Source organism: Staphylococcus sp. HL28 (assembly GCF_021117155.1).
Lineage (GTDB): Bacteria > Bacillota > Bacilli > Staphylococcales > Staphylococcaceae > Staphylococcus > Staphylococcus warneri.
The window spans coordinates 1,996,119-2,009,830 of record NZ_CP088218.1 but is presented as its reverse complement, the minus strand read 5'-3'; the positions used below and the strand labels follow the sequence as shown (position 1 = coordinate 2,009,830).

Below are 13,712 nucleotides of genomic sequence, written 5' to 3'. Positions count from 1 at the left end.
GATGAATAAATTAACTAGAGAAGATTACAAAAATATTGAAAATAAATTGAATTACGATCATATGGTAAATGGTAAAAAGCGCACTAAAAAAATGAGCAAACTACTACAAAAAGAATATCGTAGAGATGCTTCAATTATTAAAAGTGAATACCCTAGATTAAGTGATAGTGAGATATCAGAAATTATTATGGATTACAGAAATTATAAAGAGCTTGTAAGAGCAACAGAAACCTTGATGGACTTCCCTATAAATTATGAAGATTCAAATGTTCGTCAATTCATTACTAAGGATGATGTTGAAGAATTAAAATGCGCAATCGAAGAAATGACAAGTTTTATTGGGAAGTTGGAGGACATAGAATAATGAAAATGGAAATTAGAAATTTATTTAGTGATTTGGAAGTATTGAAAGATAGATTTGAAGATTTAAAGGATAGTCACGCTTGGCATTTTGATGAACGTTATCCTTATGAAACAAGTCATGTATTAAATAAAGATGAGGTAATCAGAGAAGGAATTTCTTATCATGAAAGACGTATCCATGACGGTCAGATGTTTGATCTACTATTCCTTTATTTACAACAGTTTGATAACATTCTTGAAAAGTTTCGTGAAATAGAAAAAGCGTCATCTGAAGATAGTTTGGCGACTGAATCAGATAACGCATAGAAATTTAATAAATTAACAGAGCAGTTAATAAAATACTCTTTATACATTGTATCATTTTCTGCTCTGTTAATCACTAGAGGTGAATAAATTGAACAAAATAAAGCTAGAACACGATACCCAAGTATCAGTGGTTTGGTATAACAACCTAGATTCTCGTTCTTTTAAAAGTTTCTCTCAACCTAAATGGAGTGAGTTAGTTAATAGGTTATCAATACCACAAAATAATACTAATAAGTATGCTCGTGGTGTCACTATATATGGTGATATGAAAGATGGTATTGATGAAGATGGAAAAGAATATAAAAAATACCGTAACGATGACAATGTGATTTATCGTGATGTTCTAGTGTTGGACTACGATGATATACCCAAGTTGAGACCACTGCATGATGCAATTACAGACACATTAAAAGGTGTTGCATGGTTTTGGCATACTACGTTTAATCACCAAACAGAAAGCCCTAGAATACGCTTGTATGTGCCATTGAATGAGCGTATCAATGCAGATGATTACCGTAAGTATACAAAAGTGCTGGTAAATAAAATAGGTCACCCAGTAGATGAGGGGAGTTTTCAACCTAGCAGAGCGATGGCGTTACCTGTATATCAACAAGATAAATATCCGTTCATACATCAACATAATGACGCCCCGATTTTGGGGACTGAAATGTTAGAAGAATGGTTTGAAAAATATAAATCACAACACAAGGAATCAACTAAATTTAAATATCCTAAACGTCGAGATAATGAATTTTGGAAGTCTATCGCCTTTGGTGTATCTACAGGTAACCGAAACCAAACGTTAACATCGTTAATTGGTGTATTGCTAAACAGACGTGTGCCAGATCCATTAGTATACGCATATTGCTTTATGTGGAATGAAAATTGTAACCCTCCAATGAGTTCAAGAGAGTTTAACGCCACATTTGAATCTATATACAAACGAGAACATCGATAAGGAGGCTTTTTATGGCAAAATTTCCAGATTATTTGGAAAATAAAACAATATTTGATGAAAAAGATTTCTTTGATGGGAATAGATTTAAGTTTTATGAATTTGCATTATTTTTATATGAAGAATATCACGGTTGCTATATTGATAACCGTCCACATGTGTTCACAGGTAAGAAATACGAACCACTAAATATAGATGTTGTCCGTAAGATAACCATTAAATATATTCCGTCCTTGAGAGAACAACAAAATAAAGAAGTGTTTCAGAAGTTAAAAACCTTATGTTTAGGTAATTACCAAGAACAATGTTCAGCACGTTATATAGGGTTAAAGAATGGCATATATGACACTTTAGAAGAAAAATTAAAGTCGTTTAGTCCTCAATACTATATAACCAATATTATCGATGTTGATTTTGATAAAGATGCGCAAAGTGATTTGATAGAAAGATTCATCAAAGACATTTCAAATGAAGATGAAGAAGTAGAACAATTAATTTATGAAATGATTGGCTACGGTTTATACCGTGATAATTTCCTACAAGTTGCTTTCTTCTATTATAGTCCAGGCGGTAATGGTAAAACGACATTACTTAAGTTATTGCACCATTTTTATAATCCAGAGAATACAACGGCGTTATCCTTTAATGATTTAAACGACAAGTTTAAACCTGCTAACTTGCAAGGGAAATTAGTGAATATTGCTGATGATATAGATCCAAACAGAATTAGAGATACAGGTAACTTTAAGATTATTGTTACTGGTAACTACATTACACTTGAGTTTAAAGGACAAGACGCATTTGAGTTCAAACCGTATGTAAAACTGATATTTGCTAGTAATGAATTGCCAATGAGCAATGACAAGAGTGAGGGCTTTTATAGACGTATGGTTATTATTCCTATGTTGCGTAAATTTGGTAAAGACGGACAAAAGAAAGACCCGATGTTACTAAATAAACTGATAACACCACATAATATGTCAGCATTGCTTAATTTAGCGTTAAAAGGTCTAAAGAGAACGCTAGAAAACAATGAGATTATTGAACCTCAAATCGCTAGAAAAACAAAAGAAGAATATCAGCATGATAATAATCCAGTGCTACAGTTTATCGAAGATGCAGAAGATAAAGACTACAGACAATTGCCAGTAGTTGAGGGAAGAAACACAGATAAAGCATATGAAATATATCAAATATGGTGTGCTAATAATGGCTATCATCATATGAATAAAATGAATTTCTCTAAAGAATTATCAAAGTTAGGATATAAATCTATAGCTTATTGGTCAAAAGCTCAAGAAAAAACTAAAAGATTCTATGTGAAAGATACAACCAATGTAATATATGATTCTAACGGAAATATATTAAAAACCTTACATTAATCTGTAAGGAATATTAGAAAAGTGTAAGGCGTAAAAGTGTTGATATCACTACGTTTGTTACGACTAGCTTACACCTTACACTTAAATAACAATTCATAAGAATATTAAAGCATCTAAATAAAAATTATAAACTAGGGCGTATTACCTGTAAGGTGTAAGAAACACACTGAAAGTACTGATATAAAAGGGTTTATCACATTACAGGTTAGTGTGAGAAAAAAAGAAAATACTGTGAGGTTTTGTAATGGAAAATATACAAAGTAAGTTAATAGATTATATAAAAGATAATGCTGGTACTTCTTTTGTAGAAATAGAAAAAGTATTTGAGCAAAACAACTTTGATTATAAAGGGCAAGGGGCATATACCAGTTCAGAGAATAGTAATATTGTGTTTTGGTATGGATGGAATAAACAGGCTTTCGATGTAGTAAGTGAACTAGTAAACGATGGTGTTATAGAAATGAAAAAGTGTGAATCAATTATATACATGGTCGACGGTAAAGGTCTGAATTTTCCTGTTTTAAAATCAGATGATGTAGACACTTATCACTGGCTACCAGTTACTTTCAATATAGTTAAGGAGGTAACGCATGGATAGTTTAGAACAAATTAAAAGAAAAGTGATTAAGTTTATTGAAGATAAAGGAGAGGCTTACATTTTTGAATTGGAACCGATATTTGATAAAGCAGGCGTTCCGTTTAATGGCAAACGATCACTTGTTTATAAGGATAAGAGAAATCAAGTATTCTTTTATCATTGTTCAACGGAATCTGGTTCAGTAATAAGTGACTTGAGCAACGAAGGTAAAATAGTAATTAAGCATAAACATAGTGCAGTGAATAGGTATTTGTTAGACGGAAAAGTACCACCATTACCATTGGCAATCACTGATGAGGTAAGCACACCATCATGGATACCGGTAGTATTACGAATAAAAGATAAAGGAACAAACTAAATGAACATTGAAATTATACCGAATCAGTTTGAAACAAGAGCAGGCACGTTATTAAGATATTACACAGGTTTATTAGAAAGTAGCAGAAATACACCGTTTGGATTCAAAATATATAACGATCCGTTTGATATGGTGTATGTGGTCATGGAAGGTAATTTGTATGGTCACATCTACATTAAGGATTGTAATGTTAGAAAAGCGTTTGAATTAGCGTCTCCTAAGCACACTGAAGGGCTTATAAGAAGTATTGAGGGGCATTATGCAGGTTATGAAATAGCAGATGGTACACATGACACTATAAGCGATATGATGTCTAGTTTTATGTTTGATAACGAATACTTCATGTATGGACTTGAGACATTCGCAGAAAGTAATAATACTGATATGTTCGAGTACATGGAAACAGATTTTGGCATGGAAGAACTTGAGGGTATTCAGTCTAGTAATGCTGATGTGATAGGTAATATGGAAATGTTATACCAGTTAGCAACAGGGATTAATGAACCAGCAACAGAATTAGTTGAAGAATTGAAGTTGGTAACTGAATTTGTGCAAGATGAGAACGCTACACAAGAGGATTACAAAGCGTTAGAGCGTAAGTTAAGTGAATTGAAAGCAACTTATTATAGTTTGAATAAGTAGTGTTAAGAGGGGCCACATGTAGTGTGACTCCTATATAAAAATGATAAGGTTATGTAAAGGTATGAAGAAAAAACAAACTAAAAAAAGCTAAGTATTCAAAAATTCATAAGGGGCAAAACCACACTCTTTAATAGAATGTTTGTTCTTATTAGGGAGCTTGTGAAAGTGCGTGAATATCATCTTAAATAGTTGTTATATCAACGTTTTAATTGAATGATAAGAATTGATTGAAATGAATTAAAAACAGAACGTAAGTTTGTGTTTTGGGTGTAAATTTAGTATAATAGAGTTGAAGAGAAAAGTTGCAGAACGAAAGAAGTCATGTGTAAGAATCATTAAAAATTAGGGAACAACAAATACTAATATATAAGAGGTTTTGACATGATAAAAACGATAGAAAAACAGGTGGCTCAACCACCAACCGAATATTTAAGAGTTTATGATATTATTCATAACTCAAATGAAAAATATGTAACTAAGACTAAGATATTGAATCAACTAGGTTATACCCTAAATAAAGTTAATGATAGATGGCTTACACAAGTTATAACGAGTTTAATTATTAACTATCAATATCCAGTAGGTTATAGCTATAAGAAAGATGCTAGGGGCTATTACATCATTAGAAATAAAGAAGATAAGCAACAAGCAATCTATAGTGTTAAACGCCAAGTATTAGGTGCGCAGATGCGTTTAAAAGCGTTAGAAGAAATAGAAGTATAAAAATAAAACTATGAAAGAGGTATAAGAATATGACAATGAAAACTGGAAGTGCATATGATGTATTATTTAACGATAGAAAATATAAGGATTTGTTAGATAAAGTAGATCAATTTTTAGAAGAAACGTTTATTATGTACCAACGTGGCTATAGAATGGATATCATTGATGAACAACAGAAACCGAAAGTAACTCAAATTGAAAATGAGTTTAAACAGTTTGCTAGTGACAAATTAAAACGTATTGAATCACGTATGGATGAAATCGAAGAGGAATTAACAAGAGATGACATCGCAGAACCGCAATCTGAATTAATTAGACGTCAAAATTTAGAGGCAAGATTATCGTTTTATAGTAATTCGGAAATTATGGATTACATTAGAGAGGCAGACGCAGAAAAAATAGATGTATTCGAATTAAGTTTATTACAAAAAGCATTTGACCAACGTTTATCTGAAAGCGAACAAGGTCAAGTGTCATTCTCCTTAACAGCATTAAAACAAGCCGTGTTATATCCATTTGAGAATAATGAAGAACATGACAATCTAGCTTACCAGTTTAATGTGTTGAGACAAATTGGCATGGCAAATAATGGTTCAGTTATCACAAAAGATGATGAGGGTTACGTGGTCATTAAGCCTTTATCTGATAGATACAATGATCAATTAAAATATGCTAAAGCTAAAAAAGATGGTGCAAGACAACAAGCTCAATATAAAAAACAATACGTTTATAACAAATAAAACTAACTAGCGCCTATCCTTAATTGGGTAGGCTCATTCTATATTATTGGGAGGTATTATCGTGCAGGAACGTACTAATGAATCATATCAACAATCAAAGATATCTGAATATGAGTTATTAACAAAATATAATCCTAAATACATTAATTCTAAAATTAAGACGGCACAGTCACATATAGATGAGATGTATCATTTAAGTACTTCCATTACAACATGTGACCAGATTATGGGCATTATTTCTGTATCTTATCCAGTCGATAAGCTCGTGATATGGATTAGTGAAACAAAAGGTAATTTAAAACGCTTTAAAGATGATTCAGCCATCCGATTATATTTATTAAAGCAGGTGCTCAATACCTATACGAAAGAAGAACAACAGAAAGTGGTTAGATACATGCAATCACATGGACGTATCAAGGCACATGAGCTCATTGAACGTTTGCAGGTAGATTTATATAACATTAGTCATGATAAGCCTTTAACAAAGGCTAGTGAGCCACAACATACAATGGTGGTGTGATTATGTTTGTTGGTGATAAAGAGACGCTTAAAACGTTTATATTAAACTACCATAATAATGTGGATGATGATTATAAGGATGTATCAGTTAATGATTTCTTTACGCTAAATGATGAAGTAGAAGAATATTCATATCAAAAGATTAATGCAGATGACCATATATTTATGAACGACCTAAATTTACTGGTTGATCGTATTGCAGATTTTAGAGAATACAATATTTTTATATTGCTATGTAATGGACGCACATTTGGAGATATAGCTCAAATACTAGAAATTACCCAATCCAGAGTCCAACAGTTATTTGATGGTTTACTAAATAAAATTGTAGAAAATAAGGAGTGATTCAATGGACAAATTAACGCCTAAACAAGAGCGTTTTGCGAATGAGTATCTTAAGACACTTAACGTTACTCAAAGCGCTATAAATGCTGGTTATAGCTCAAATAGCGCACATGTAACTGGTAGCAGACTTTTGCGCAACGAGAAGGTAAAAGACTATATTCAAAGCAAGAAAGATGAGATTATAGACGATACAATTTTAACAGCAAAAGAAACGTTGTACCTACTTACGAAATCAGCTGTTGGTGATGAAACTGAAACTAAGGAAGTTGTAGTCAAGAAAAGCTCGTTTGAAAAAAATCCAGATACGGGACGTATGAATCTCGTATACAATGAACATGTCGAAACGGTAGAAGTGCCGATTAAGCCAAGTGATCGTTTAAAAGCACGTGACCTACTTGGACGTTACCACAGTATCTTTACTGATAAAGTAGATATGAATGTGGCGACACCAGTATTTATAGATAGTATCGGTCAAGACAATGAAGAGAGTGAGCGAGATTTAAAAGAATTGGAAAAGCAATATCCTAATGCAGAGTTTCATATTGATGATATTAGGTAGATTTAAGGGATAAACGAATATTAATTTTTTGAGATAATAATATACAGTTGTAATATTTGGTTGTTTCTAAGAAAATATAGAGTTATACTTAATAGAATTATATTTGATTAGGAGTAAATTATGTCTTATGACGATGAGTTGAATTTTCTAAAAAAAATAATTTCTGTTATTTATGAAAGAATGACTAACTACGCTGATACCTTTGTTGAACTAAGAAGTAACAAGATTAATTTTAAAAAGAAATGTGTTTGCGATTTTTTTGATGATAAAAATACGTATATTAATAGTGAGTTGTTAGATAATGTAGTGATTTTTAAAGAAATAGTAAAGAAAGAAAATAGAATTTTATTGATTGATGAAGAGTTGGAATTAGAAATAGATAGACGTATAAAAAATGAAAGGTCTATTTATAACAAACTTTTAAAATATCAAACAAAAAGTGGTAAAGGGAAGTATCCTATTATTAAATGTTTAAATGATTTGTTAGGATATAGATTCACTTTACAAAGTGATGTTGAATTAAATAATGTGTATAATGTATTAAATGAGTATGTTTATGATAAATTTAATGGTAGAATAAATATAATAAACGCTAGTAAAAAAGACTATAAAGCAATTCATTTATATTTTAAGATTGATAATTTTTGTTTTCCATGTGAACTTCAAATATGGCTAAACAAAGACCATAAAAATAATAAAAAATCGCATAAGATATATAAGCAAGATTATTTAAATTGGGAAGAATATGAAAAAGAATTAGAAAAAAGTAGGGTGGTGAGATAAATGTACAAACATTATTTAATAATTTTGGAAGAATATGACCATGAAGGAAGATTAGCATTTCATATGACTATAACTGAAAAAAGAGATCTTGAAAAAATAAAACTTTATGAAGAAGATTTAAGAGAATTAGGTATTGATTTTTATACACATATGATTACTACGTCAAAAGATACAATTCAAAGTATAAAGGAAAAAGATAGTTTTTTTGAAAATGTAACTATTTTTGAAAAATATTCTGATTTTAAAGACGTTGCTAAATCTCCTCACGGATTAAGTGCTATGGATATAGCGAGATATATTTTAATGTTGAAACCTACTACTCCACTTAAACTTCAAAAATTACTTTATATAGTATATGAAAGATACTTTTTAAATAGAAAAATAGAGTTATTTAAAGATAGATTTTTAGCCTTTGATTATGGACCTGTAGTTAGAGAAGTTTATTCAACGTACAGGGGGCAAAGTGACGTACTTACTGAAAAAGATGATCAGTCTGTATATAGTGTGATAAGTAATGCTACTACTCCAATAACATATAAAATATTCAGAGAAAAGGATTCTGAATATATTAGTAGTTTAATAAAAGATGTTATTGATGAGTATGATGGAGTGTCAGCTTGGGACATGGTTGAAAAAACTCATAAAAAAAACACAGCATGGGATAAAGCATATAAATTAGGACAAAATAGCCCCATTACTGTAGATTTAATAAAGTCATCGATACCAGTGAAATAACTTTTTACGTTCAACACCACTCTCACGTGGTGTTTTTTACGCTGAGAAACGTCCTGTGTTGCAGTGAGGATTGAGTTTGTATAGATATGTATGTTCAGTAAAGATAAAACATTGTGAATTAAGATTATGTGAAACGAAAGAACGATGGTAGTTACTCCATATATAACTGTGATATTATTGTGATAAAAATGAGGTATGTAAATTGCGAAATAATAAATTAGAGGTAAAACACATTATTATAGCTCCCATTATAATATTTGTAATAATATCATTTGTTTTTGTTGTAGGTTATATTATTAGTTGTGTAGATCCTAAACATAGTATCACTGGTTATTCTATAGCTATAAGTTTCGTTGGAGTATTTGCAACGTTTGGTGGTGCTTATTTAGGGGCTAAAATTTCAGGAGAAAATACACAAAAACTTGAATTAAAACGGCAACGAATACAATATTTGCCTGTATCATTAGATTTATTAAAAAAAGTTAAAATGAATTTTGATGAAGTTGATAATGAAATATTTAAAATAGAACCTAAATACTCTAAAAAATGTTTAAAAGAGAATATGCTATATGATAGAGTGACTGAACTTAATAATATAGATGTACATAATGCAAATAACTTATTTAATTATTTTAAAGTGAATGGAAAAAATATAATTAATCAAATAAATAATATAATGCAAAAAGAAAATGCATACTATATTATGACGTTTAATGAACATTTATTTGTAACAATACACTCGTATTGTTCAATAATTGGGAGTATATTAAATGAATACGAAAGAGTTTCAAATTTTGAAGTTGAAGAATTAGAGAAAATTCAATATATTGTACCTAACTTAGAAACGTTTCTAGGTAAATTACAGGTGTTTCACTATCAATTTGAAGAACTTATAGAATATACTTATGAAAATTTACTGGAAGATAAAGAATTAAAAAAAATATATAAAGTTATAAAAAAATATTGAATTAAAATGCGGTTACGTTTAGGAATGAAAGATAGTTAACAATTGGTTATTATTAAGAGTAAAAGTCTAATATAAATCATTGTTCAATATTTGTCCCAAATTCAACTTGTTTTTTCAATTTTAACATTTTACACACACTAATTAGGCAATGTAAACGTTTATATGAATTTAACAAATAATGTACAAGGAGCCTACTATATGAAAAAAGCTTTGTTTCTATTATTAGATGAATTCGCAGACTGGGAAATTGCACATTTAAGTTCAATTATAAATAGTAGTGATAGATGAATTACTAAGATAGTATCTGTAACGAATAAAGTGAAGTCAATTGGTGGAATGATATTATTAGTTGATTCTAAAATTTCTAATGAAACTCACGATTTTGATGTATTAATATTAATAGGTGGGAATAAGTGGAATATTGTAGATAAAATACTACTCAATTTTATTGAAAAAACATTTGAACTAGAAAAGCCAGTTGGAGCTATATGTGGAGCAGTTGATTATTTAGCTAAAAATGGGTTTCTAAATAAATATAGACATATCGGGAATTCAATTTATTTATGGAACAAGTTAAAGAAATATGAAAATGCTAATCGTTTTGTTGAAACTCAGGCTATAACTGATGGTAATTTAGTTACGACAAATGGAACAGGCGAACTTGAATTTACTGAAGAAGTTTTGATATTAATCAATTTTGATACTCCAACGAATATTAATAAAAAGATGTTTATGATTAAAAATGGCTTTTATGAGTATTGTAAAAAGTATGGTAACCCATATAATTAAAAACTATATTCTTTGATTACTCTGTTGAAATTTTTATGATTTATTTTAAACTATATATAGAAATGTAAAAACACAATTGGGTTGGTAGTCCCAATGCAGATATATTTTATCTGTCAGTAACCTTCCTCCTCAGGTCGTCCATCATTTCTGAATAATTAAGAGGAGGGATAGCATGGAGCTATCTGTATTTCACGACGGACAATTTTATGTTGGTTTAGTTGAATACAAAGTAGGAAGTAAATCAAAATTTGTTAAATATACCTTTGGTACAGAACCAGATGATGGAGAAGTCATTTATTTTATAGAGAATTATCTATTAATAATGATCGATAATACAAAGACTAGTATTAGAACTAAAAGAAAAAAACGAAAAATAAATCCTAAAAGATTGCAACGACAAGTTTCGAAAGAACAAAAAAAGGTCAAAGATTTTACTAAAGCGCAAATAGCTATAAAAGAAGAGCAAGAATTGAATAAAAAACTATCCAAGAAGAGAAGTAAGGCGAAAAAAGAACTCATTAAAGAGAGAAAAAGAGAAATAAAGAAAAATAAAGCTAAAGAAAAGCATAAAGGACATTAGTGTTAAAATATGTGAATAAGAGTATTTATATGATTCTATCCGTAAATCACGTTACTTATTCAGTCTCAGATATTAAAAAGTCTATTGAATTCTATAAGAATATACTGAAAGCTAAAATATTACTAGAAAGCGAAAAGACAGCTTACTTTACAATAGGTGGTTTGTGGTTAGCTTTAAATGAAGAAGACGAAATACCAAGAAATGAAATTTATTACTCATATACTCATATGGCTTTTTCAATTAAGGAGAATGATTTTGATGAATGGTACGACTGGCTAAAACAAAATCATGTAAATATATTAGAAGGTCGCCCAAGAGATGTCAGAGATAAAAAATCAATATATTTTACTGATCCAGACGGTCATAAATTAGAATTACACACAGGTTCATTACAAGATCGAATAGATTATTATAAAGATGAAAAGCCTCATATAAAATTTTATGAATAGTTAATTGTCTGTATTTTAATTTTTATAAGTGCCCCAAATTTCTTGTGTTTTTTCAATTTTAACATTTTACACACAACTAAATAGACAATGTAAACGTTGCTATAACAATACTTATAGCCATTTCTACACGAATAGATAAACGCTATAATGAACTCCCGCCGTCTCCATTATATAGCCTGCAACCCATGTGGTTGTGGGTTTTTTGTTGCCCCATTATTGCCCCAGCACATAAAAAGCGCCTTATAATTAGGACGCAATATTATAATAAATCGTGATGGATCTATCCATAGTATTAATTTGTGTAATTACTCTATGAACCTTTTCATCTTCAGTATAAATATCTTCTTTAATATTGTATTTAAAATATGCGAGTTGTCTATTTGTTGCTTTATCAACAATGTTTATATCTTTAATAAAGGGCGTGGAACCATTATTAAACAATTAGCAAATGAGATAGGTTGGGTATGAAAAAATATGATAAACAAAGTGTGAAAATATTTCTGAAAAACTATCAACATAAAAATGATATCGACTAAGATATTATAGTGACTAACATTGATAATTTCTTTAATATAAATCAAGATGAAGAAATAGAGAATGATCATATAGACGACACAATATACTTTAATGAACTAGATACTTTGATAGAAACAATCGCATCAGATAAAGAGTATTATGTGTACTGGTTAATTAGCGAGGGGCATTCATACGAAAATATAGGGGAAATATTTGATTTAAGTCGTGAACGCATTAGACAAATATATGATGGACTCTTAGAAAAGCTACCGTAATTGGTAGCTTTTTTATTTAGTAAATATTCTAATTGATTTATGTATAAATGATTTTTCACCATCATATTTGAATGGAGGTTTATCTTTATAATATATTTCCCATTCAAGAAAATTTCGCCTTCTAAGTGAATTATTTTATTTTGTTTGAGATAATCAATATAAAATTTTCTTTTTTTACGTTCCCAAACAAGATAACGTAATTCTAATTTAGTTTTACCTGTATTATTATTTGTATTTGTTCCGAAAACTATTTTCATTTTTGTAAAAGCTCTAGTTTGATCTCTTATTAATGTAAGTTAAAAGAAAGATCTACAGAATAAAGGGAAATAATAAATAAGAAAATAATTACAATATTAACCATGTTATTCATTCTTTAATTTATATTACTTGAATATAAAATTCGGGTTAATAATAATGAGAAAGTGTATCCTTATAATGTTTAAGTGATGGTTTTGCATTAAACTCCGACAGTAAATTTCAATTTACAAAAACTTTAATTATCCAAACTTGAATTTATTGTTTAGTATGCTATGTTGATTATGGGAATATAATTTTGTGATTGGGAGTAAATATAAAGCAAAGGAGTTTTAATATTGGAATTGAGTAAAATATTTGGAACATTGATAATGAGCGCTCTATTCCTTTCAACTGCGACACCTATAGCAAGTGCGCAAGATACTACCCAAAATAACGAAAATACAAATACTAAGCAAATTACTGAAAAATCAAATACAGATGATAAAGCATTAGATGAATTATTTAAAAATCCAGAAAGAACTAGCCAAAAAACTATTGATAACTTACCATCTAATTTAAAAGAAGGCACATCTGAAAGAGTTGGAGGATCATACGCTGTTAAAAAAGGCATAAAAGCTATGATTAAAAATAAAAAAGCTGTGTTTAATGGTGTAAAAGAAATCAGTCCTCGTGCTGGAAAATCATTGGAAAAAAGATGGTATAAATATGTAAATCCTGCATTGAATAATGTATTAAAACAAGAAGAAGCTACATGGGGAAATGTACAAGGACAAGTTTCACAAGCTTTGATGGGAACTGGTATTAAAGATTCTACTGCAAGAAGCATAGGATTTTGGGTTTCTCAAGTTGGTCAAGCATTAATATAAAAAG

General features: G+C 29.7%; 20 protein-coding genes. All 20 read left to right on the top strand.

The genetic code is table 11. The features are described from left to right. Nucleotide 1 precedes the first annotated feature (1 nt). Nucleotides 2-364: a hypothetical protein gene (locus LPC11_RS09820; RefSeq protein WP_047210625.1), complete on the top strand. Its 363-nt coding sequence runs from the start codon at nucleotides 2-4 to the stop codon at nucleotides 362-364. Beyond that, on the top strand, nucleotides 364-669 hold the full coding sequence (gene tscT / locus LPC11_RS09815; RefSeq protein ID WP_047210626.1) for a type II toxin-antitoxin system toxin TscT: 306 nt from the start codon (nucleotides 364-366) through the stop codon (nucleotides 667-669). Before LPC11_RS09820 ends, tscT begins: the two co-directional genes overlap by 1 nt. Before the next feature lie 88 nt (nucleotides 670-757). Beyond that, on the top strand, nucleotides 758-1,627 hold the full coding sequence (locus LPC11_RS09810; protein ID WP_231307251.1) for a primase alpha helix C-terminal domain-containing protein: 870 nt from the start codon (nucleotides 758-760) through the stop codon (nucleotides 1,625-1,627). A gap of 11 nt (nucleotides 1,628-1,638) precedes the next feature. Then, nucleotides 1,639-3,006: a DNA primase family protein gene (locus tag LPC11_RS09805; RefSeq protein WP_231307250.1), complete on the top strand. Its 1,368-nt coding sequence runs from the start codon at nucleotides 1,639-1,641 to the stop codon at nucleotides 3,004-3,006. A gap of 244 nt (nucleotides 3,007-3,250) precedes the next feature. After that, complete coding sequence (locus LPC11_RS09800; RefSeq protein ID WP_231307249.1) at nucleotides 3,251-3,604, top strand: pathogenicity island protein; 354 nt, start codon at nucleotides 3,251-3,253, stop codon at nucleotides 3,602-3,604. Next, the gene (locus LPC11_RS09795) at nucleotides 3,597-3,962 is read left to right on the top strand and encodes a hypothetical protein (RefSeq protein ID WP_231307248.1); all 366 of its coding nucleotides are present in this window, start codon (nucleotides 3,597-3,599) and stop codon (nucleotides 3,960-3,962) included. Before LPC11_RS09800 ends, LPC11_RS09795 begins: the two co-directional genes overlap by 8 nt. Continuing rightward, nucleotides 3,963-4,604 carry a pathogenicity island protein gene (locus LPC11_RS09790; protein WP_231307247.1) on the top strand — a complete coding sequence of 214 codons (642 nt, stop codon included), beginning with the start codon at nucleotides 3,963-3,965 and terminating at the stop codon, nucleotides 4,602-4,604. It abuts the gene before it with no gap. Between the two features lie 381 nt (nucleotides 4,605-4,985). After that, complete coding sequence (locus tag LPC11_RS09785) at nucleotides 4,986-5,327, top strand: pathogenicity island protein (RefSeq protein WP_231307246.1); 342 nt, start codon at nucleotides 4,986-4,988, stop codon at nucleotides 5,325-5,327. A gap of 29 nt (nucleotides 5,328-5,356) precedes the next feature. Continuing rightward, nucleotides 5,357-6,067: a magnesium transporter CorA family protein gene (locus LPC11_RS09780; protein WP_159463608.1), complete on the top strand. Its 711-nt coding sequence runs from the start codon at nucleotides 5,357-5,359 to the stop codon at nucleotides 6,065-6,067. A 61-nt stretch (nucleotides 6,068-6,128) separates the two neighbouring features. Beyond that, nucleotides 6,129-6,587: a pathogenicity island protein gene (locus LPC11_RS09775; RefSeq protein ID WP_231307245.1), complete on the top strand. Its 459-nt coding sequence runs from the start codon at nucleotides 6,129-6,131 to the stop codon at nucleotides 6,585-6,587. A 2-nt stretch (nucleotides 6,588-6,589) separates the two neighbouring features. Then, a complete protein-coding gene (locus LPC11_RS09770) occupies nucleotides 6,590-6,931 on the top strand; it encodes a MarR family transcriptional regulator (RefSeq protein ID WP_231307244.1) in 342 nt (113 codons plus the stop codon). A gap of 4 nt (nucleotides 6,932-6,935) precedes the next feature. After that, complete coding sequence (locus LPC11_RS09765; RefSeq protein ID WP_231307243.1) at nucleotides 6,936-7,490, top strand: terminase small subunit; 555 nt, start codon at nucleotides 6,936-6,938, stop codon at nucleotides 7,488-7,490. 120 nt (nucleotides 7,491-7,610) lie between these two features. After that, nucleotides 7,611-8,273 carry a nucleotidyltransferase family protein gene (locus LPC11_RS09760; RefSeq protein WP_231307242.1) on the top strand — a complete coding sequence of 221 codons (663 nt, stop codon included), beginning with the start codon at nucleotides 7,611-7,613 and terminating at the stop codon, nucleotides 8,271-8,273. Then, on the top strand, nucleotides 8,274-9,008 hold the full coding sequence (locus LPC11_RS09755; RefSeq protein ID WP_231307241.1) for a Panacea domain-containing protein: 735 nt from the start codon (nucleotides 8,274-8,276) through the stop codon (nucleotides 9,006-9,008). Nucleotides 9,009-9,210: 202 nt separating this feature from the next. Next, on the top strand, nucleotides 9,211-9,975 hold the full coding sequence (locus tag LPC11_RS09750) for a hypothetical protein (protein ID WP_231307240.1): 765 nt from the start codon (nucleotides 9,211-9,213) through the stop codon (nucleotides 9,973-9,975). A 288-nt stretch (nucleotides 9,976-10,263) separates the two neighbouring features. Continuing rightward, nucleotides 10,264-10,764 (top strand): DJ-1/PfpI family protein, encoded by a 501-nt coding sequence (locus LPC11_RS09745; protein WP_331275760.1) that lies wholly within the window; start codon nucleotides 10,264-10,266, stop codon nucleotides 10,762-10,764. Between the two features lie 172 nt (nucleotides 10,765-10,936). Beyond that, entirely contained in the window at nucleotides 10,937-11,344 is a 408-nt protein-coding gene (locus LPC11_RS09740; protein WP_231307238.1) for a YjdF family protein, read from the top strand. Between the two features lie 29 nt (nucleotides 11,345-11,373). Beyond that, a complete protein-coding gene (fosB, locus tag LPC11_RS09735; protein WP_231307237.1) occupies nucleotides 11,374-11,793 on the top strand; it encodes a FosB/FosD family fosfomycin resistance bacillithiol transferase in 420 nt (139 codons plus the stop codon). A 545-nt stretch (nucleotides 11,794-12,338) separates the two neighbouring features. Continuing rightward, nucleotides 12,339-12,584, top strand: a complete 246-nt coding sequence (locus LPC11_RS09730) for a sigma factor-like helix-turn-helix DNA-binding protein (protein ID WP_158261688.1) — start codon at nucleotides 12,339-12,341, stop codon at nucleotides 12,582-12,584. A gap of 593 nt (nucleotides 12,585-13,177) precedes the next feature. Beyond that, complete coding sequence (locus LPC11_RS09725; protein WP_041613884.1) at nucleotides 13,178-13,708, top strand: hypothetical protein; 531 nt, start codon at nucleotides 13,178-13,180, stop codon at nucleotides 13,706-13,708. Nucleotides 13,709-13,712: the final 4 nt, after the last annotated feature.

Coding starts and splice junctions, on each gene's coding strand:
- LPC11_RS09740 (WP_231307238.1), top strand. CDS start 10,937: ATGGAGCTATCTGTATTTCACGACGGACAATTTTATGTTGGTTTAGTT.
- fosB (WP_231307237.1), top strand. CDS start 11,374: ATGATTCTATCCGTAAATCACGTTACTTATTCAGTCTCAGATATTAAA.
- LPC11_RS09785 (WP_231307246.1), top strand. CDS start 4,986: ATGATAAAAACGATAGAAAAACAGGTGGCTCAACCACCAACCGAATAT.
- LPC11_RS09800 (WP_231307249.1), top strand. CDS start 3,251: ATGGAAAATATACAAAGTAAGTTAATAGATTATATAAAAGATAATGCT.
- LPC11_RS09770 (WP_231307244.1), top strand. CDS start 6,590: ATGTTTGTTGGTGATAAAGAGACGCTTAAAACGTTTATATTAAACTAC.
- LPC11_RS09780 (WP_159463608.1), top strand. CDS start 5,357: ATGACAATGAAAACTGGAAGTGCATATGATGTATTATTTAACGATAGA.
- LPC11_RS09795 (WP_231307248.1), top strand. CDS start 3,597: ATGGATAGTTTAGAACAAATTAAAAGAAAAGTGATTAAGTTTATTGAA.
- tscT (WP_047210626.1), top strand. CDS start 364: ATGAAAATGGAAATTAGAAATTTATTTAGTGATTTGGAAGTATTGAAA.
- LPC11_RS09790 (WP_231307247.1), top strand. CDS start 3,963: ATGAACATTGAAATTATACCGAATCAGTTTGAAACAAGAGCAGGCACG.
- LPC11_RS09805 (WP_231307250.1), top strand. CDS start 1,639: ATGGCAAAATTTCCAGATTATTTGGAAAATAAAACAATATTTGATGAA.
- LPC11_RS09820 (WP_047210625.1), top strand. CDS start 2: ATGAATAAATTAACTAGAGAAGATTACAAAAATATTGAAAATAAATTG.
- LPC11_RS09765 (WP_231307243.1), top strand. CDS start 6,936: ATGGACAAATTAACGCCTAAACAAGAGCGTTTTGCGAATGAGTATCTT.
- LPC11_RS09760 (WP_231307242.1), top strand. CDS start 7,611: ATGTCTTATGACGATGAGTTGAATTTTCTAAAAAAAATAATTTCTGTT.
- LPC11_RS09755 (WP_231307241.1), top strand. CDS start 8,274: ATGTACAAACATTATTTAATAATTTTGGAAGAATATGACCATGAAGGA.